General features: G+C 39.6%; 17 protein-coding genes and 4 tRNA genes. 13 read left to right on the forward strand and 8 right to left on the reverse strand.

The features are described 5' to 3' along the window. Nucleotides 1-139: 139 nt before the first annotated feature. A complete protein-coding gene (mtnK, locus tag I6F10_RS18860) occupies nt 140-1,357 on the reverse strand; it encodes an S-methyl-5-thioribose kinase (RefSeq protein WP_165744895.1) in 1,218 nt (405 codons plus the stop codon). Nucleotides 1,358-1,486: 129 nt separating this feature from the next. On the opposite strand from mtnK, the gene mtnA reads away from it, so the two are divergent. After that, nucleotides 1,487-2,512 (forward strand): S-methyl-5-thioribose-1-phosphate isomerase, encoded by a 1,026-nt coding sequence (mtnA, locus tag I6F10_RS18865; RefSeq protein ID WP_165744894.1) that lies wholly within the window; start codon nt 1,487-1,489, stop codon nt 2,510-2,512. 62 nt (nt 2,513-2,574) lie between these two features. On the opposite strand, the gene I6F10_RS18870 is transcribed toward mtnA, so the two are convergent. The 3 genes from I6F10_RS18870 to I6F10_RS18880 are packed head-to-tail and all read right to left on the reverse strand — an operon-like array spanning nt 2,575 to nt 4,426. Continuing rightward, the gene (locus I6F10_RS18870) at nt 2,575-3,117 is read right to left on the reverse strand and encodes a 1,2-dihydroxy-3-keto-5-methylthiopentene dioxygenase (protein WP_165744893.1); all 543 of its coding nucleotides are present in this window, start codon (nt 3,115-3,117) and stop codon (nt 2,575-2,577) included. Beyond that, the gene (gene mtnC / locus I6F10_RS18875; RefSeq protein WP_165744892.1) at nt 3,114-3,800 is read right to left on the reverse strand and encodes an acireductone synthase; all 687 of its coding nucleotides are present in this window, start codon (nt 3,798-3,800) and stop codon (nt 3,114-3,116) included. Before mtnC ends, I6F10_RS18870 begins: the two co-directional genes overlap by 4 nt. Next, nucleotides 3,797-4,426, reverse strand: coding sequence for a methylthioribulose 1-phosphate dehydratase (locus tag I6F10_RS18880; RefSeq protein ID WP_149601943.1), 630 nt, complete (start codon nt 4,424-4,426; stop codon nt 3,797-3,799). The genes mtnC and I6F10_RS18880 overlap by 4 nt, the downstream gene beginning before the upstream one ends. A gap of 108 nt (nt 4,427-4,534) precedes the next feature. Between I6F10_RS18880 and I6F10_RS18885 the strand changes: the two genes are divergently transcribed. From I6F10_RS18885 to I6F10_RS18895, 3 genes are all read left to right on the forward strand, one after another. After that, entirely contained in the window at nt 4,535-5,677 is a 1,143-nt protein-coding gene (locus tag I6F10_RS18885; RefSeq protein WP_165744890.1) for a methionine aminotransferase, read from the forward strand. Beyond that, nucleotides 5,665-6,438 carry an amidohydrolase gene (locus tag I6F10_RS18890; RefSeq protein WP_024606305.1) on the forward strand — a complete coding sequence of 258 codons (774 nt, stop codon included), beginning with the start codon at nt 5,665-5,667 and terminating at the stop codon, nt 6,436-6,438. Before I6F10_RS18885 ends, I6F10_RS18890 begins: the two co-directional genes overlap by 13 nt. A 75-nt stretch (nt 6,439-6,513) precedes the next feature. Continuing rightward, nucleotides 6,514-7,929: a mannose-1-phosphate guanylyltransferase/mannose-6-phosphate isomerase gene (locus tag I6F10_RS18895; protein ID WP_165744889.1), complete on the forward strand. Its 1,416-nt coding sequence runs from the start codon at nt 6,514-6,516 to the stop codon at nt 7,927-7,929. A gap of 30 nt (nt 7,930-7,959) precedes the next feature. Here I6F10_RS18895 and I6F10_RS18900 read toward each other — a convergent pair whose 3' ends face one another. The 3 genes from I6F10_RS18900 to I6F10_RS18910 form a co-directional block, all read right to left on the reverse strand. Further along, nucleotides 7,960-10,116 (reverse strand): response regulator, encoded by a 2,157-nt coding sequence (locus I6F10_RS18900; RefSeq protein ID WP_024606307.1) that lies wholly within the window; start codon nt 10,114-10,116, stop codon nt 7,960-7,962. Between the two features lie 166 nt (nt 10,117-10,282). Then, nucleotides 10,283-10,939 (reverse strand): helix-turn-helix transcriptional regulator, encoded by a 657-nt coding sequence (locus tag I6F10_RS18905; RefSeq protein WP_004334929.1) that lies wholly within the window; start codon nt 10,937-10,939, stop codon nt 10,283-10,285. A 219-nt stretch (nt 10,940-11,158) separates the two neighbouring features. After that, complete coding sequence (locus I6F10_RS18910) at nt 11,159-11,527, reverse strand: histidine triad nucleotide-binding protein (protein ID WP_004334923.1); 369 nt, start codon at nt 11,525-11,527, stop codon at nt 11,159-11,161. Nucleotides 11,528-11,619: 92 nt separating this feature from the next. Between I6F10_RS18910 and I6F10_RS18915 the strand changes: the two genes are divergently transcribed. Next, complete coding sequence (locus I6F10_RS18915) at nt 11,620-12,219, forward strand: DUF2057 domain-containing protein (protein ID WP_004334921.1); 600 nt, start codon at nt 11,620-11,622, stop codon at nt 12,217-12,219. 58 nt (nt 12,220-12,277) lie between these two features. Here the strand turns inward: I6F10_RS18915 and I6F10_RS18920 are convergent, their stop codons facing one another. Continuing rightward, nucleotides 12,278-14,119: a M1 family metallopeptidase gene (locus I6F10_RS18920; RefSeq protein WP_197099252.1), complete on the reverse strand. Its 1,842-nt coding sequence runs from the start codon at nt 14,117-14,119 to the stop codon at nt 12,278-12,280. A 143-nt stretch (nt 14,120-14,262) separates the two neighbouring features. On the opposite strand from I6F10_RS18920, the gene murB reads away from it, so the two are divergent. From murB to I6F10_RS18960, 8 genes are all read left to right on the forward strand, one after another. Beyond that, the gene (gene murB, locus I6F10_RS18925) at nt 14,263-15,273 is read left to right on the forward strand and encodes a UDP-N-acetylmuramate dehydrogenase (protein ID WP_197099249.1); all 1,011 of its coding nucleotides are present in this window, start codon (nt 14,263-14,265) and stop codon (nt 15,271-15,273) included. Beyond that, nucleotides 15,270-16,262, forward strand: coding sequence for a bifunctional biotin--[acetyl-CoA-carboxylase] ligase/biotin operon repressor BirA (gene birA / locus I6F10_RS18930; protein WP_197099250.1), 993 nt, complete (start codon nt 15,270-15,272; stop codon nt 16,260-16,262). The genes murB and birA overlap by 4 nt, the downstream gene beginning before the upstream one ends. Then, the gene (locus I6F10_RS18935) at nt 16,259-16,969 is read left to right on the forward strand and encodes a type III pantothenate kinase (RefSeq protein ID WP_197099251.1); all 711 of its coding nucleotides are present in this window, start codon (nt 16,259-16,261) and stop codon (nt 16,967-16,969) included. The genes birA and I6F10_RS18935 overlap by 4 nt, the downstream gene beginning before the upstream one ends. Before the next feature lie 126 nt (nt 16,970-17,095). Next, nucleotides 17,096-17,171: transfer RNA gene (locus tag I6F10_RS18940), tRNA-Thr, on the forward strand. A gap of 40 nt (nt 17,172-17,211) precedes the next feature. Further along, nucleotides 17,212-17,296, forward strand: a tRNA-Tyr gene (locus I6F10_RS18945). Between the two features lie 44 nt (nt 17,297-17,340). After that, nucleotides 17,341-17,415, forward strand: a tRNA-Gly gene (locus tag I6F10_RS18950). Nucleotides 17,416-17,426: 11 nt separating this feature from the next. Continuing rightward, a tRNA-Thr gene (locus tag I6F10_RS18955) sits at nt 17,427-17,502 on the forward strand. Between the two features lie 129 nt (nt 17,503-17,631). Next, nucleotides 17,632-17,752 (forward strand): GTP-binding protein (locus I6F10_RS18960; RefSeq protein ID WP_021031985.1); only part of this gene is annotated, 121 nt, incomplete at its 3' end.

The raw sequence follows: 17,752 nt of genomic DNA on the forward strand, positions 1-17,752 counted from the left end.
TCGTTAATCATAATGTGCCCTCAAACAAGATTTGAAGATCTGATCATGACATTGAGATTTAGTTCAAAAAAATCCCCGCTAATTTCTTAGCAGGGATTTGTGTATAAGAGACAGCTTATAGCGCCTTTTTTAATGCTTGTTAGTTTAATTGGCTTATTAATAAACTAAAGAATGCTTCTTTGTTGTTGCATGTTTGTGCATTTAAAATAAGTTGCTCGCCTAGTGCTAATGTTTGTTTTTGCACTGTAAGGCGCGCATTGTCATCACTAATTCTATCTATATCGCTTACGTGCGCAAGCCCAATAGTACGCCTAATTAACTCAGCACCACAGTAACCAACAGCATCTTGCAATACGTTTTTCATAAAGTATTGCGCATAGCCTACTGGCGCTAATGATTCATCTAATGTTTTAGTGCGTATTAATTCAAGCCATTGCTGCTCAAATAAACTATAGGTGTCTACGATACAGCTAAGTAAATGTGTTTGGTAATTGCGACGTGCTACAAAGTCATCAATATGCCCTGCTTGTGCGCAGTAATTCAATAGTAAATTACCAATAAAAGAGCCAATATCGAACCCAATAGGTCCAAAAAAACCAAATTCTGGGTCAATCATCTTTGTATTATTATAATCAACAAAAATGCTACCGCTGTGCATATCACCATGAAGTAATGTTTGCGGCTTAGATAAAAAATTAGCTTTTAGTTTTGCTATTTCTAACTTTAATGCGTTGTTTTTTTGTATTGCGTCAACTTCGTTTTGTAGTTGTTTTGGGTAGTTATTGCGTTCGTGCTCAATGTACGGATCGCTAAAAAATAAGTCTTCCGTGATTTGGCAAAGCTCAGGATTAGTAAATTGGCTAACGAGTGCTTTTTTAGTTTGCGCGGTTAAGTAAAAATCTGAATTATAAAAGCCGGTGTGGCTTAAGTAGGTCGCTACATGCTGTGCCAATTTAGGGAATTGCTCTGCATTATTTTGTGCAGTACGCAATATTTGTAAATTACCTAAATCTTCTAAAATAGTCAGGGCTTGTATTTCACTATAATGTAAAACATTAGCAGTATAAGCTGGGCAAATAGCACCATGGTTAAGTAAAACTTGTGCTTCTATACGGGCTCTATCAAGTGTTAATGGCCACGACTCACCCACGCAACGCGCGTAAGGCAGAGCTTGCTTTAAAATAACACTATTGTTTTGCTCATCAGTAATTCTAAATACTAAATTAAGATTGCCATCACCAAACTCATATGCCGATAAGGTTTGTCCGGAATCAAAAAAATTACATTGTTTAGATTCAATTAATGTCGATACGTAATCGATAGCGCGCTGTGCATTAAAAGCAACATAGTTAGTCATGGTTTAAATCTCAAAAATCAGCTTTTAAGCATTCTATACTTTTAAATGTTTAGATGTCTACAAGTCTAGCTTGAGAGTTATTCAAAGTGGTGTAAAATAACGTTACGCATTTTTAATACCTTAAGCATTATGCAAAACTTAATCGCAAGCAGTTTAAAATATGAAAACGGGTCGCTTAGTGTGCTCGACCAATATTTACTACCTCACCAGCAGGTATGGCATCAGTGCCATGATGTAGAAACCATGAAAGAGCTGATCATTAACTTAAAAGTGCGTGGAGCCCCACTTATTGGTTTAGGCGCGAGCTTGTTAGTGGCGTATTTAGCTGAGCAAGGGGTAGTGAAAAGTGAGCTTGAAAAAGCAATCAATGAACTAGAAGCCACTCGTCCAACGGCGGTTAATTTAATGCATTGTATGGCGGCATTGCGAAAAGCTTTAACGCAAAGCGATTATGTTGCCGGTATTGTTAGTACTGCTGAGCGGTTGTTTATTGAAGATATTGAGCTGTGTGAACGAATGGCAAATCGTGGTGCCGAGCTTATAAATAGTGGCGACAACATATTAACTCATTGTAATACAGGGGCGCTTGCAACCGCTGGTATTGGTACTGCACTGGGTGTTATTTACAAAGCGCAGCAAAAACATGGCAACGTACATGTGTGGGTTGATGAAACACGACCATTATTACAAGGCGGCCGCTTAACGGCCTTTGAGCTTGAGCGCTGGGAAATACCGTACACATTAATTTGCGATAATATGGCGGCAAGTTTAATGGCTGCAGGTAAGGTGGATAAAATAGTAGTAGGGGCTGATCGTATTGCTGCCAATGGTGATTTTGCTAATAAAGTGGGCACCTATAATTTAGCCGTACTTGCGTATTTTCATAACATTCCATTTTATGTAGTTGCGCCTATTACCACGCTTGATACCAACACCGCGTGTGGTGATGATATAGAAATAGAGCAGCGTAATCCTCAAGAAGTGCGCGGAGTTAGCGGTAGCTTTGGTGAGGCTTTATGGGCACCCACCAATGCTAATGTATATAACCCTGCATTTGATATAACTCCGGCAAAACTGGTTACAGGGTGGGTGTTAGATACAGGTGTGTACAACCAAAGTCAGGTTGAAAATGGCGATCTCATAAAGCTTAAGTAGCTTCGCGATATTTTGGTCCACGTTATGTGTATTCGTGTGGACCAAGGTTTTGAATGACTAACTTATGATAATAACGGAAATTGCTTTGCAATAGACGAGTCAGTGCTTTTTGCTACCCAGCCCTCTGTATTGTTAAATAAGCGAATGGCAGTAAACTCAGGGTCGCTGCCCATATCAAACCAATGCGGGGTAAGTTCAGGCACTGAAATTAAATCGCCTTGTTGGCAAAGTACCTGATAAACCTTATTGCCTAAATGTAGGCAAAATAGCCCTTGGCCTTTTACAAAAAAACGCACTTCGTCTTCACTATGGGTATGTTCAAATAAAAACTTTTTGCGTAGCTCTGATGCGCCAAGATTACCTTTAGCTAGAGATATAACGTCTACTGTTTGATAGCCATTTTCGGCTTTTAACCGATCTATATCGCTTTTGTACGCACTAATAATTTGCTCATGGGTGGTGTGCTGATTAATATCTGCATTTGCTTGCCACTGTTCAAAACGTACGTTTACTTTAGCTAGTTGCTTTGCAATATCATCAGCATTTGATGTGCTTACAAGTGCTTTGCTTGCATCGTTGTCAGCATATATTGTTAATTGACTCATACTAATTGCTCCAATTTAAATTGGCTAAAGTCATTAATATAAGGGTGTGCTTTAGTGCTTGCTTGCCCATCACGAATTAAATGTATTGTTTTTAAGCCGGCAGCTTGCGCGGCATCAAGCTCGCCGGCTACATCACTTAAAAAGAGTATTTCTGCTGCTTTAAACGGTAACAGCTCAACAATGGTGTTATAGGCCATTTGCTCTTGTTTTGCGCCAACTTTGGTGTCAAAAAAGTCAGTAAACAAGCTGCGAATGTCACCATAATCACTGTATTTAAAAAGTAGCTGCTGCGCTTTTACTGACCCTGACGAGTACACATATAAAGCTATATCGCTGTTGTACTGAGCTTGTAAAAAATCAAATGCATCTGGGTATAAATGCCCTTTAAAATCACCGTGTTCATACCCTGTTTGCCAAATTAAGCCTTGTAATTGCTTAAGTGGAGTGATTTTTTTATCTTCATCAATCCAGGTAAGTAAAGTGCTAATGACTTCTTCAATATCGGCGTTTGGCTTTTCGATAAGAGCTTTTATGGCACTAATTTGCTCAGCTACATCTGGCTTATTAGCATTGGCACGTACAAAGGTAGGTAATTGTTTTGCTGCGTAAGGAAACAACACCTCTTTAACAAACGAGATACGGGTTATTGTGCCTTCGATGTCGGTTAAAATGGCTTTAATCATTTAGTTACTCCCGCTTGAATACCTATTATTTTTAAGCGCTCTAGTTCGCAACTAAATAAAAACTCTAAGGCTTCTAGGTGGCGACGAACTTCATCAATATTACGCCCTACTGCATATAAGCCATGGCCACGTATCAGTACGCCGTGCTCTATAGGTGTATGTAAATGATGGTCACTAACCAGCAGGCTTAATCGGTCAATATCTTGATCGTTATCGAAAATAGGAATGCTCAGCGTTTCTAAATGCGAAGTAAAGCCGCTCAGTGCTTTTTGCATTTCATAGCCTGTTAAATCAAGCTGATGCCCTTGGGTAATTTGCGACAGTACGGTAGCGGCTACAGAGTGAGTATGCAAAACACACTGCGCATCAGGTATAAGCTGATACAAACTTAGGTGTAATTGTGTTTCTGCCGATGGTTTTGCAGCTCCTGCTAGGCGCTCGCCTTGGTGATCTAATTGCAAAAAATGCTCTTGCGTCAGTGAGCCTTTATCGTGCCCACTTGCTGTAACAACAAAGCCAGTGCTAGTACGAGCTGAAAAGTTTCCGCCTGTTGCGGGTACCCAGCCTTTTTGGCTAACCCATTTTCCGGCTTCAATAAGTTGTGAAATAGCGGTATTGTTTTGCATACATTCCTCACTAATGAGCGTAAAGTTAATTGTTTTTAGACGGCTATACTTCTGTTTTAAGCAATGATAGCATCGCTTTAAGCGCAAAACCATCATTAAGGGCATCACGTGTTTGAAAGTAAATTACCAAATTTAGGCGTTAGTATATTTAGCCAAATGAGCGGGTTGGCTAATGAGTTTTCGGCAATTAATCTCTCTCAAGGCTTTCCTGAGTTTGATGCTCCTGATCTTTTAAAAACGCAGTTAAATTATTATGTGCAGCAGGGCGTTAATCAATATTCACCTTCAAGTGGTGTACCACGATTACAGCAACAAATTGCTGATTTAGCAAAGCGCAAATATGCAGCTGATATAAACGCAGCTGATCAAGTTACTGTTACCTCAGGTGCAACAGAGGCATTGTTTGTGGCTATTCAAACAATTGTGCGCCCAAGTGATGAAGTGATTGTATTTGACCCTGCATATGACTCTTACCAACCGGCAATTGAACTCGCTGGTGGAAAGTCGGTACACATTGCTTTAAGTGCGCCAAATTACACTATTGATTGGCAAGTAGTAAGCCAAGCTATTACTAAAAATACCCGTGCAATTATTATTAATACGCCTCATAACCCAAGCGGTAAAATATTACAGCCACAAGATATAAAAGCGCTTAAAGAGTTAGTTGGTACTCACAATTTGTATGTAATAAGCGATGAGGTATATGAGCACATTACGTTTGATGAACAACCGCATTTAAGCGTATTACGCGATGATGAATTATTTGCCAAAAGCTTTGTTGTATCGAGTTTTGGTAAAACGTTTCACAGCACGGGCTGGAAAATGGGTTACTGTATTGCACCTGCCGATTTAGCTGTCGAATTTAGAAAAATTCATCAGTACGTTACGTTTTCAAGTTTTACCCCCGCACAGCATGCGCTTGCCGATATGCTCGAGCAGCAAGGTGAGCATATAGATGAGCTAAGCGGGTTTTATCAGCAAAAACGCGACTTATTAGCGAGTCATTTAAGTAACAGCCGTTTTAAAATTTTACCTAGCCAAGGCACTTACTTTTTATTGTTAGATTACAGCGATGTATCGGATTTAAACGATGTTGAATTTTGCCATTGGTTAGTTGAGCAAGCCGGTGTTGCGGCTATTCCGTTAAGTGTTTTTTATCAAAATCCACCAACCGACAAAGTAATTCGTTTATGCTTTGCTAAAAACGACAACACTCTCATAGAGGCTGCGCAAATATTATGTCAACTTTAACCATTACAGCATTGCAAAGCTCGCTTTATTGGCTTGATAAAGATGCTAATTTAGCCATGTTTAATAAGCAGCTTGAAGCAATTACGCATCAGCCCGATCTTATTTTACTGCCCGAAACATTCTCGACTGGCTTTGCTATCAATTTAGATTGTGCAGAGCCTGAAAACGGTAAAGTACTGACGTGGTTAAAGGCGCAGGCTCATAAACATAATGCGGTTATTGCGGGTTCGGTACTTGTTGCACAAGGCGATAAAAAAGCGAATCGGTTTTATTGGGTAAAACCCGATGGTGAGGTGAGTTATTACGATAAGCGCCATTTATTTCGCTTAGGCAGCGAGGGCGATTACGTTGTAGCAGGGCAAGCGCGCAAAGTTTTTGAAATCAATGGTTTTAAACTATTACCGCAAGTATGCTATGACCTGCGCTTTCCGGTATTTCAACGTAATAATAACGACTACGATGTAATGATAAACGTAGCAAATTGGCCTGCTGTACGCCGCCATATTTGGGATACGTTACTTATGGCGCGTGCAATGGAAAACCTATGTTACGTAGTAGGTGTTAATCGCGTGGGGGAAGACGGTAATGGTGTGGCGCACAATGGCGGTACAGCGGTATACGACTTCAAAGGCGATGCATTAACTAAAGCGCAAGATGACGCAGAGCAACTAGTTACTATAACACTTGAAAAAGCGCCACTGGATGAGTTTAAAGCAGCGTTTCCTGCCTATTTAGATGCAGACTCTTTTACATTAATATAAACACGTTAATTTAGCGCAGAGCCAATAAAGTGTTAAAATAATCGCTGATATTTTTGTTGGCGGCTAATGTACATTATGAACACTTTAATCACTCCTGTAATTTTAGCAGGTGGCATAGGCTCTCGCTTGTGGCCGCTTTCTCGCCAAGCAATGCCTAAACAATTTTTACCACTACTAAATGAAAACACGTCATTGCTACAAAGTACGTTGGCGCGTGTTTCTGATGAGTTGTTTGATAATGCTATTTTAGTGTGTAACGAGCAGCACCGATTTATTGCCGCCGAGCAGGCTGAAAGCTCAATTCCTACTGCGTTATTACTCGAACCTAAAGGTAAAAATACCGCGCCTGCCATCGCATTAGCCGCCCACTATGCACTACAAAATGGGATTACTGGTCCGCTATTAGTGATGCCTGCCGATCATCATATTAAAAACTTTGATGTATTAACGGCTAAGCTCCCTGAAGTTGTAAAACTTGCTGAGCAAGGAAAGCTAGTGACGTTTTCGATTACTCCTACAGAGGCGCATACTGGCTATGGTTATATAAAACAAGGCGCGGCTATTGCTGGAACGGGTTGTTACGATGTTGCACAATTTAAAGAAAAGCCTGACTTAGATACAGCGAACCGTTATTTAGCTCAAGGTGGTTATAGCTGGAATAGCGGCATGTTTTTATTTACCCCCACAGCCTACTTAAAAGAGCTCGAGCGGTTTGCGCCAAAAATAGCAACGAGTGTCGCTGCAGCGGCGCAATTTACCAAAGATTTAGGGTTTACCCGCCCAAGCAACAGTGCGCTTGAACACTGCCCAAGCGATTCAATTGATTACGCCATTTTAGAGCGCAGTAATAACGTAGTTGTTATGCCTGTTGATTTAAAATGGAGTGATGTAGGTAGTTTTTCATCCCTTGATGCGCTTACAAAAAAAGATGAAAACGGTAATAGCTTAAATGCTAATTATATGGCTCAAAAAAGCACTAATAACTTAGTTATTAACGAGGCTGAACACACTATTGCCACGCTTGGAGTTAGCAATTTAGCAATTATTCATACTCATGATGCCACGTTAATTGCAAACCAAAATGAGCTAGATTCTCTGCCTTTGTTGCTTAAGAAAATTGCTATAACACAGGCTGATAAACTTAATCATCATCAAGTGGTTTTTCGCCCGTGGGGGAATTACCGTACTTTGGTTGAAGGCACTGGCTTTAAAGTTAAAAAAATTACTGTAACCAGCGGTGCTAAGCTTTCGACGCAGCGCCATCAGCATCGCGCTGAGCATTGGGTGGTGGTTTCGGGTATTGCAGATGTGTGTATTAATGAGCAAGCGTATACGCTAACGCACGACCAATCGTGTTATATCGCCGCAAAGCAAATTCATAGTTTGGCTAATAATCAAAAAGAGCCGTTAATAGTTATTGAAGTGCAAACCGGTGCTGTACTTGATGAAAGCGATATAGAGCGATTTGATGATAAATATGGAAGAGGCTAATCATTAGCTTTTTTTAAAGCTAATTCACTATTACTCTAACTGCCCACGCACAAACTTTAAATATTGCTCTAAGCTGCGTTGCCACAGATCTAGCGCTTCATCAAGCATATCGTTATGTGGCTTTTTATCGAGTAAACGGCGCTCTATTTTTTTAAGCTCAATACCATAGCGATTAAAACCAAGTTGCAGAGCGGTACTTGCTTGGCGATGTAAAAGCTTAATGCATTGCTCTGGTTGTTGGTCAATAAGCTTTTGACAGCGAATTAGCTTGTTGCGGGCTGAAAGCACAAATTCATTATAAATTGAAGACACTTCATCTTCACTAAATGAGCTGGTGAGTGTTTCGGCCGCTGTTTTGTCATACAAGGTATCAATAAGCTCTACTGCAATGCTCGCAGTTTGATTAGATTGAGAGTCACTAAGTGCTTGGCGAAGCTTTTCATGCTTAATAGGCTTGCCTACAATGTCTTTTATTCCTAATTCTAAATACTCTTTTACTTCGTCAGGGCTAAGGCTTGCAGTAAATGCGAGTACAGGCGTTCGTTGATTTTTATGATCAATGCGTTTTAGACGTTTAAGTACTTCTTGGCCTGTTAAATCAGGTAGGTTCATATCAAGCAAAACAACATCGAAGTGGTGAGCTTGCATGAGCTCTATGGCACTTTTCCCATCTTTTGCGAGCTTAATTTTGTGTTCATCGTCGGCCATGAATTCTATAGCAATTTTTTGATTTAAATCTAAATCTTCAACCAGTAATACATCAAGACCTGTTAAGTAATCTTTAGTTTGATGGCGCTGCTCTACAAGGCTTAATTCACCTAAAGTAAAAGTAACGGTAAAGCTAAATACACTACCAGTACCAAGCTGGCTGGCTATTTCGAGTCGGCTACTGAGCTTTTCAAGCAGGCGGCTAGTAATAGCTAAACCAAGGCCGGTTCCGCCTTTTTCTTTTCCTGCGCTACTTTGTACATAAGGTTCTGTTAAGTAGGCTATCTCGTCATTTTCTATACCTGGTCCTGAATCTTTGACACTAATTTTTATAGTGTGCTCAAGTTGTTTTTCTAATACTAAATCAACCTGAATTTTAACGGTTCCGTGATCTGTAAATTTAATAGCGTTACCGACTAAATTAATAATTATTTGTCTAAGTTTTTGTTGGTCGCAGTAATAACAGGCTTGCTCAGGAATATTATAGATAAGCTCAAATTTTAGCTGCTTTTGCTCGGCCATTGGGCTTAGTAATAAACATAAATTATTAAGCCATGTTTTAAATTCTACATCTTCTTCGTAAAGCGCTTCGTCACTTTGATCTAGGCTCGCGTAATCAAGGACCTTATCTACCAACAAGTTAAGTGATTCGGCAGAATTTATAATTGCCTCGCAATAGGCTTTATTGCGGGTATCACTTGTTTGGTTCATAACAAGTTGGGCGCTGCCTAAAATACCGTTTAGTGGGGTGCGAATTTCGTGGCTTATTGTTGATAAAAAGAGCCCGCGAATTTCTAAATCTTTTTGTGCTTTATCGGCGAGTTTATTGAGGTGCTGTTCTCTGCGCTCATTACATAATAACGCCATACCTGCAGCATAAAACATGGGCGCAATTACCCCATTTAAAAATAATAAAGAGCTAAACCAGCCGTTTACTAAAAGATTTTTTTGTTCAATGTTATCCATAAATAACGAGCGGCCGATAAAGCTCAAAGCAACAAGCGTTAAAATGGTTATGTATACAATGCTGCCATTAGGGTAGGGTTTGCGCGCGTACTTAATAAATATAAAGAGTAAAAAGCCGGCTTCTGCTATGTGTTGTATATCGGATGCAATCACTCTTTCGTGTAGAGATGGGTCAAAAAAGGTGTAATAGCCAAGCATTACAGTGCAAAAAGCGGTTACTGAGCAAAGTAATTTAAAACCAATGCCGTGATAATTTAAAAACTGACTGAGCGATAAACAATGCACTATTGATGCGGCAAACATCATGCTACTGGCAGCGCTAATAATTACTAAATTATGTGTATCACCAACAAGAGTAAAACCAATAACAGAGCCTAAAAGCAATATGGGATAGAAAATGTATAGCAGCGTGCCCGATATTTGTTTGTTCGTTCGCCATGTTAAAAAGTTAAGTAAGGTCATTACAACCATGATGGCGATGCTGGCAAAATAAAGAGTGAAAGAGTCGAGCATTAATATTCCAGCAAAGTAGTTTTAAACTAAGATTATTAAAAGTATACACTTATACCAATTATCAAAACAGATCACTTAGGCAAGCAAATTGGTATTAAATAAGTGTGTAACACATACAAAAACAGACACCTAAGTGTCTGTTTTTAATTTTAAACTAAATATATGATTAACGAATTTCATCAGGGATATTTTGTTGTGCCCAAGATAGGAGCTCAATACGGTTACGACATTTAGTTTTTCTAAATGCGCTATATAAATGTGTTTTAACTGTGTGTGGACTGATACTTAAATCTTCTGCGATTTCTTTATTCTTCGAACCTTTACTCATTAGTGAGATTATTGCTTTTTCTCGTTTAGTAAGTTTAACAGGCTCAATATCCCCTTCGGTTAGTTTATGCAGCGCATCTTTATTAAATTGCAGCATACGATTTAATGCATTACACATAATATCGCGACGGTACCAAAGCTGATCTTCAAGTAGTAAACGAATACCTTTCATTAATACATCGGCGTTATCTGTTGTGTAAAATACGCCACGAATACCGCTCAACAATGCACGATTAGCAAGCTCAGGGTTCTCGTCTAGATTAAATAATATGATATCGCATTTAATACGTAGGTTTACTAGTTGTTCTTTTAGTTTTCCCCATGCATCCTTGCTAGATGTTTCGATAAACAAAAGTCGAGTCCCTTCAGGTATATCTAAAATATTAGTACCCGTGGTTACGTCAAGGCCTTGCGTTTTTAACAAAGGTTCTAAAACGTTAATACCAATAGTGTTAATTGGCTCTTGATCTAATAACAAAAAGGCTGAACTGCTCATGTTTTTATACTCTTTTATAAAGCTGACTGTTTAAGTTTATCACGACTTCCGCACCTTTTGTATTAGAAAGTCGCTGAAGCACTCAATAACAAATACGATTTTACGATTATTTAAACATAAAATGTTGCAAATAAGTAACCATTTACTCTTTATAACCATGAAAAATCATAACGTTTGTAACTAATTGGTTGAGCAGAATAGTTAGATAAAAATATTTAATTAATTTACTTTTTTTACATTTTGGTAAGGTGGCCATCCCATTTCTTTACCGCCAAGCATATGTAAATGTATGTGATAAACGGTTTGTCCACCATGTTCATTACAGTTCATGACCACGCGGTATCCGTCCTCAGCAAAATTGTGCTGCTTAGCTAATTTTGCCGCAACAACGTATAAATTGCCTACTAAATGTGAGTTTTCAGGATTTATATCATTTATAGTAGCAATTGCTTTTTTGGGGATAATTAACACATGAAATGGCGCTTGTGGGTTTATATCTTTAAATGCGAGGGTGTCTTCATCTTCGTAGACAATGTCGGCCGGAATTTCACGATTAATTATTTTGGTAAAAATAGTCTCTTGGCTCATAGTGTGTTCCTAATTAAGTGTTATGAATTTTAAGCTCACTAATGACAAACTTTCAAAGCAGTGTCAAACTGAAATCAAATAAAGGAGTTAATATGCTTAAACCAATTTTAATAAGTAGTGCAGTTGCATTACTACTTAGTTTTTCGGCTAATGCTGAAAACATTCACTTTCCAGAAGAAATTGTACCACTACAAGTGGGTGATAAAATGCTAGAAAGCTCTTTGTTTAGCCGTATTGATGATGTAGAGCTTGCGCCAGGAACTTACCAGCTTAGGCTAAAATATACCGATTTATATGAAGATGATTATGACACGCATGAAGTTGTGGAGTCGGAACCATTTTGGGTAAGTGTAACTGTTGAAGCAGGTAAAGATTATACCTTAGTGTTTAATCGTGCTGAAAATGCAGTATCTGCAAAAGTATTTGCAGAAGCACCACAAGTTAGTTTAAAAGCAAAAAGTAGCGCTGTTGCTAAGCCTTTAAGTGTTATTTCTAACACGCAGCTAGCAAGCAATAAACCGGTAATGCAAAATACAATGCCTGCAGGACCTTCTCGTCCTAGTCAGCCAATAAAGCCGATAGCACCCATTACAGGTAAAGGCATGCCAAGTGCGCCGCAAATGCTTGATTTTTGGTGGCAACAAGCCACAACTGCAGAGCGTAAAGCTTTTTTAGAAAAAGTGACAAAGTAGAAAAATAGCAAAACAAAAGGGCCAAATTTGGCCCTTTTTAGTTTCTAGTTAACGCTATTTATTCAAATAATGCGTCAATAGTGCCTTGTGCAAGTGGGTGGTAACCCGGGCGTGCTTTTAAGTACACGCTTTGTGCCCACTCTTTTTTACCGTTAGTGATAAGGGATTTATATAACGGTACAATTAACTTACGACGGCCAATGCCTGATAAGTGCTTATCAAGTGCAGGGTAAATTGGTTGATAACCATTTCCTACTGCTAGCATAAACCAAGCAAACGCACGTTCAGCATTAGTTGACTGTGTTAGGTTAAATTCTGAGTCAAGCTCTACCATGTGCTCCTGGCTTAAATCACGTGGTAAGTTATTTAAAAAGTGTAGCCACTCATGCACAGACCAATCAGCTGTTGGCAGTTGAGCTGCAGTTGTGTCGCCTTTTAGCCATGCTGCTGTTGCAGTATCTACTTTATCAAATGCATCAGAAGTAGGGTTTGGCGCATCACTTGGTAATCCAGGTTCAAAAATCCATTCGTTTACTTTATCCATGCTTACAACATCAGGATACTTTTCAATTAAGTTAGCTTTTAAGTAAGTAACAAATTGCGCGGTAGTAAGTGATTTAAACGAAAACTCTTTAAAGTACGCTTTTACAAACGGGTCAAATTTATCGCGACCATATTTGTTTTCTAGGTAAATTAAAAATAATTGACCTTTAGTGTAAGGCACTGAACTGAATGCATCGTCTGGGTCGCGGCCGTTAAGTTTTAAATTAAGGCGTGTATCTGGTGCATCAATTGTTTTAAGTTGTGCGCGTAAAGACGCTGAATCAAGTGCTTGTTCCATAACCGCACGGTCACGACCAAATACTTCTTCCATAATGCGGTTTTCAACGTACGAGGTAAAACCTTCGTTTAACCATAAATCTTCCCACGTTGCGTTAGTTACTAAGTTACCTGACCAAGAATGAGCAAGCTCATGGGCAATAAGGTTAACTAAGCTTTTATCACCAGCAACAACCGTTGGAGTTATAAATGATAAGCGTGGGTTTTCCATGCCACCAAACGGGAAGCTTGGCGGTAGCATTAATAAATCGTAACGACCCCATGCATATTCGCCATACATAGCGTTTGTTTTGTCGATCATGGCTTGAGTGTCATCAAACTCAGCAACCGAGGCATCTAAAATAGTTGGCTCAGCAAATATACCCGTTTGACGCGACATTGCTTTAAATTCTAAATTACCTGCGCCAATAGCAATTAGGTAAGGTGAGATTGCTTGTGGCATGTCAAAAATGTAGTCGCCATCTTTATAAAGCGCATCTTTGTTATCGGCACTCATTACTGCACGTATATCTTTTGGTGTATGAATTCGCGCAGAGTAAGTTACACGCATTGCAGGTGTATCTTGCACTGGGATCCAACTACGCGCATGAATTGCTTGCGATTGGCTGTACATAAATGGATGGGTTTTACTTGCCGTTTGCTCTGGTGTTAACCATTGCAGGCCTGATGCTTCTGGACGACTGTTGTAATAAATACGCACTACTTCAGCTTGGTTTTTAAACTTAATAGTAAGCTTTGAGCCTTTAACGTCATCACGCTTAGCTAAATCAAAAGTTGCTTTCTTCCAGTTACCGCTTTGATCTTTGTACATTACTTTATCAATGTCTAAGTCGCGGGTATCAAGTACAAGCGTTCTACTTTTGCTGTTGTTCCACTGAAGAGTATGCTCAACAAAACCTTCTAACTGCTTGTCGGCAAAGTCGACATCTAAATCAAGGTTTAAGTGAGTAGTAACAACATCATCAAGGTTAGCATACGAGTTTTGGTCAATCGCATTAGCCATTGCTTGCGAACACATACCCGCCATAGCGAGGCTTAAAAAAAGAGGTTTAATTTTCATCATTACTCTGAACACAAATAAAAAAGTGCTGGTTTTATATCACGATTGAGACGGTGGGTTGAGTGATTTTTACAATCTAGTGCCACATTTGCGACGATGAGGTAAACTATTGCGATTAGTTACCGGTATTTTTAGAGAGCTTTGTGGCGCATTCATTACACTCCTTACATACATTCGCATTAAACAGCCAATGCCAAAATTTTGTTGAAATTACTCAGCTTGAGCAACTTAAGACGCAAAGCTTTAACACGCCATTTTGCTTATTAGGTGAGGGCAGTAATACTATATTTTTAGACGATTACGTTGGTAGCGTTATTAAAATGGCAACCAAAGGTATTCAAATTACCGAACGTGAAAGTGATGTGTTAGTAAGTGTTGCTGCAGGAGAAAACTGGCACGAGTTAGTAAGTTGCTTGCTTGATAAAAATATACCCGGACTTGAAAATCTAGCGCTTATACCGGGTACTGTTGGCGCATCGCCGGTGCAAAATATTGGTGCTTATGGTGTTGAGATAGCTAAATTTATAGAGTCGGTAGAGTACTTTGATATAACCACTAAAACTATGCACTCACTAAATAACGAGCAATGTGAATTTGCTTACAGAGACTCAATATTTAAACATGCCCTTAAAAATAAAGCGGTGATCACGCAAGTGCATTTAGCGCTTCCAAAAAAGTGGCAACCAGTATTAAGTTATGGCCCCCTGCAGCAGCTCTCAAGCATTACCCCGCAAGCAGTATTCGATCAGGTTATAAAAACGCGCAATAGCAAATTACCTAACCCATATACACTTGCCAATGCGGGTAGCTTTTTTAAAAACCCAATAATTACTAACCAGCAGTTAGCTGAGCTATTAAAGCAGTTTGCAGATTTACCTCATTACGAATATGGGCAAAGCCATCACAAGGTCGCAGCAGGTTGGCTAATCGATAAAAGTGGTTTAAAAGGGCACCGCGAGGCCGGTGTAGAAGTGCATGAACAACAAGCGCTAGTGCTTGTTAATCACGGAAATAGTGAAGGTAGTGACCTAATAAAAATGATTAAACACATTCAGCAAGTGGTTTATATGCGCTACAACATTATGCTTGAGCACGAAGTACGTTTGATAGATTCGTGCAGCGAATGCCATATTAACGCGGAGCCTGAGCAATGAAAGCACCTGATGGAAATAAACTCGCTATTTTAAATGCACTCAACCAAGGAGGCTTTATATCTGGGCAAGCCTTGGGTGAAAAGCTAGGAATTAGCCGAGCTGCGGTTAGTAAACATATTAAAACGTTACAAGAAATGGGCTTGGATATTTTTAAAGTGACTGGCAAAGGCTATTGTTTGAATAGTCAGGTGGGCCTTTTAAATAAAACGCAAATTGATCAGCACTACAAAGCGCTAGGTGCAAATACTGCCGATGTAGAAGTACACCCTATTATTGATTCGACTAACAGCGAGCTTATGCGCCGTATACAGGCCAAAACAGCGCTTGAGTCTGGCACTGTTATTGTTGCTGAAATGCAGCAAGCAGGACGTGGTAGACGCGGCCGTGTTTGGCAGTCCCCATTTGGCGCTAATCTGTATTACAGTTATTTTTGGCGTTTAGATGACGGCTTACAAGCTGCAATGGGCGTATCAATTGCAGTAGGTCTTGCTGTTTATGATGCTATTAAAGCGTTATACCAAGTTGACGTAGAACTTAAGTGGCCTAACGATATTTATATAAATAAGCAAAAACTTGCAGGTGTATTGGTTGAATTAGATGGACAACCGCAAGGACCTTGTCAGTTAGTGATTGGTATCGGTATTAATTTACAAATGCCTGAGAGCTTTAGTCAGCATATAGACCAAGCGTGGACCGACTTAAATCAACATACTCAAAAGCTCGATAAAAACCAACTTGTGGCTTCTCTTACTCACCATTTAGAGCAGCGTTTAGCGCAGTATCGTCAAACGGGTTTGCAAGCCATGTATGAGCAATGGAATTCGCTCAATGCGTTTGCTGGTGAATATGTTGAACTAAATACAGGACACCGAAGTTGGCGTGGAATATGTGAAGGTATTGACGCACAAGGTGGAATACGAATTCGCCAAGACGGGGAAGTAAAAAGTTATTACGGCGGGGAAGTCTCCCTTAGAAAGGCGCAATTATGAGATTATTGATCGACGTAGGAAATACATCATTAAAAGCTGTATTGTGGCATAACGAGCAAGCACAACCGGCAGATATAAATAACCTGCCTTGGTTACAAATAACCGAAGTGATTTATGCATGTGTAGGGCGCAGTGATTTACTAAACAATATTCTCGCGCAAGCGGCTAGCAATAATATTATTTGTTTTGAAGCCAAGGTAACCAAAACGCTTGGAGATCTTGTATGCGCTTACGAGCATGTAGCTAACTTAGGCATAGACAGGTGGCTTGCGCTTATTGCTGGATTTACGTTATATCCAAACACAGCATGCATTGTTGTTGATGCGGGTACTGCGACAACAATTGATGTGCTTAGTAGTGAAGGGTTGCATTTAGGTGGCTGGATTTTACCTGGGCTTGATTTAATGACCTCATCACTTACACAAAATACTCAACGTGTTTTTGATGATGGTAAAACTCCATTTACCAATGAACTGGGTAAAAATACGCCTAATGGTTTAAAAAATGGTGCTTTAGTGGCAACCATTGGAGCAATTGAGCAAGCTAAGTTGCACTTAATGGATAAAAAAACAGAGAAAAAAGTACAATTAATTTTTGCTGGTGGCTATGGCTTGCTTTTACAACAGCAATTTGAGGGAAGTATTTTTGATTCATTACTCGTAATGAAGGGGTTAAATTACTGGCACCAGCTAAGCAAAACAACATAAAAAAGTGCAAAAAACGTGTTTTCGCGTGAATATTGAGCATTTAAACTAAAAATTTACACTTTTTTTAATTTTATAGTTGCATCCCAATAAACCTTACTCTAATATCTCGCCCCGTACTAAAGCAGTGCCGACTTAGCTCAGCTGGTAGAGCAACTGACTTGTAATCAGTAGGTCAACCGTTCGACTCGGTTAGTCGGCACCACTTTCCTTTTACCGGAAGTGAATTAGTAGAGAATTATCGTGGAGGGGTTCCCGAGCGGCCAAAGGGATCAGACTGTAAATCTGACGGCTCAGCCTTCGCTGGTTCGAATCCAGCTCCCTCCACCACTTTATTCTTGACGGTTAGAGGTAGTTTAAGAACAGATTTTTATGCGGGCATCGTATAATGGCTATTACCTCAGCCTTCCAAGCTGATGATGCGGGTTCGATTCCCGCTGCCCGCTCCAGTTCTTGTGTTGCTGATATAGCTCAGTTGGTAGAGCGCACCCTTGGTAAGGGTGAGGTCGGCAGTTCGACTCTGCCTATCAGCACCAGTCCTAAGAATCTCCTTGATTACTTCCTTTATCTGTCAGAAAATACTATTTGAAAAAGATTAACTTAATCTACCTTTGGTGGATTATTTTCATATGTAATTTAGATACACAAAACTGATAGGTTCCGTCATGGCAAAAGAAAAGTTTGAACGCGTAAAACCGCACGTAAACGTTGGTACAATCGGCCACGTTGACCACGGTAAAACTACACTAACTGCAGCAATCACTAACGTACTTGCAAAAGTATACG

Source organism: Pseudoalteromonas sp. SWYJZ98 (assembly GCF_015864495.1).
GTDB classification, from domain to species: domain Bacteria; phylum Pseudomonadota; class Gammaproteobacteria; order Enterobacterales; family Alteromonadaceae; genus Pseudoalteromonas; species Pseudoalteromonas distincta.

Excerpts from the sequence above, each read along its gene's own strand:
- mtnK (WP_165744895.1), bottom strand. The coding sequence starts at position 1,357 with ATGACTAACTATGTTGCTTTTAATGCACAGCGCGCTATCGATTACGTA.
- mtnA (WP_165744894.1), top strand. The coding sequence starts at position 1,487 with ATGCAAAACTTAATCGCAAGCAGTTTAAAATATGAAAACGGGTCGCTT.
- I6F10_RS18870 (WP_165744893.1), bottom strand. The coding sequence starts at position 3,117 with ATGAGTCAATTAACAATATATGCTGACAACGATGCAAGCAAAGCACTT.
- mtnC (WP_165744892.1), bottom strand. The coding sequence starts at position 3,800 with ATGATTAAAGCCATTTTAACCGACATCGAAGGCACAATAACCCGTATC.
- I6F10_RS18880 (WP_149601943.1), bottom strand. The coding sequence starts at position 4,426 with ATGCAAAACAATACCGCTATTTCACAACTTATTGAAGCCGGAAAATGG.
- I6F10_RS18890 (WP_024606305.1), top strand. The coding sequence starts at position 5,665 with ATGTCAACTTTAACCATTACAGCATTGCAAAGCTCGCTTTATTGGCTT.
- I6F10_RS18895 (WP_165744889.1), top strand. The coding sequence starts at position 6,514 with ATGAACACTTTAATCACTCCTGTAATTTTAGCAGGTGGCATAGGCTCT.
- I6F10_RS18900 (WP_024606307.1), bottom strand. The coding sequence starts at position 10,116 with ATGCTCGACTCTTTCACTCTTTATTTTGCCAGCATCGCCATCATGGTT.
- I6F10_RS18905 (WP_004334929.1), bottom strand. The coding sequence starts at position 10,939 with ATGAGCAGTTCAGCCTTTTTGTTATTAGATCAAGAGCCAATTAACACT.
- I6F10_RS18910 (WP_004334923.1), bottom strand. The coding sequence starts at position 11,527 with ATGAGCCAAGAGACTATTTTTACCAAAATAATTAATCGTGAAATTCCG.
- I6F10_RS18915 (WP_004334921.1), top strand. The coding sequence starts at position 11,620 with ATGCTTAAACCAATTTTAATAAGTAGTGCAGTTGCATTACTACTTAGT.
- I6F10_RS18920 (WP_197099252.1), bottom strand. The coding sequence starts at position 14,119 with ATGAAAATTAAACCTCTTTTTTTAAGCCTCGCTATGGCGGGTATGTGT.
- birA (WP_197099250.1), top strand. The coding sequence starts at position 15,270 with ATGAAAGCACCTGATGGAAATAAACTCGCTATTTTAAATGCACTCAAC.
- I6F10_RS18935 (WP_197099251.1), top strand. The coding sequence starts at position 16,259 with ATGAGATTATTGATCGACGTAGGAAATACATCATTAAAAGCTGTATTG.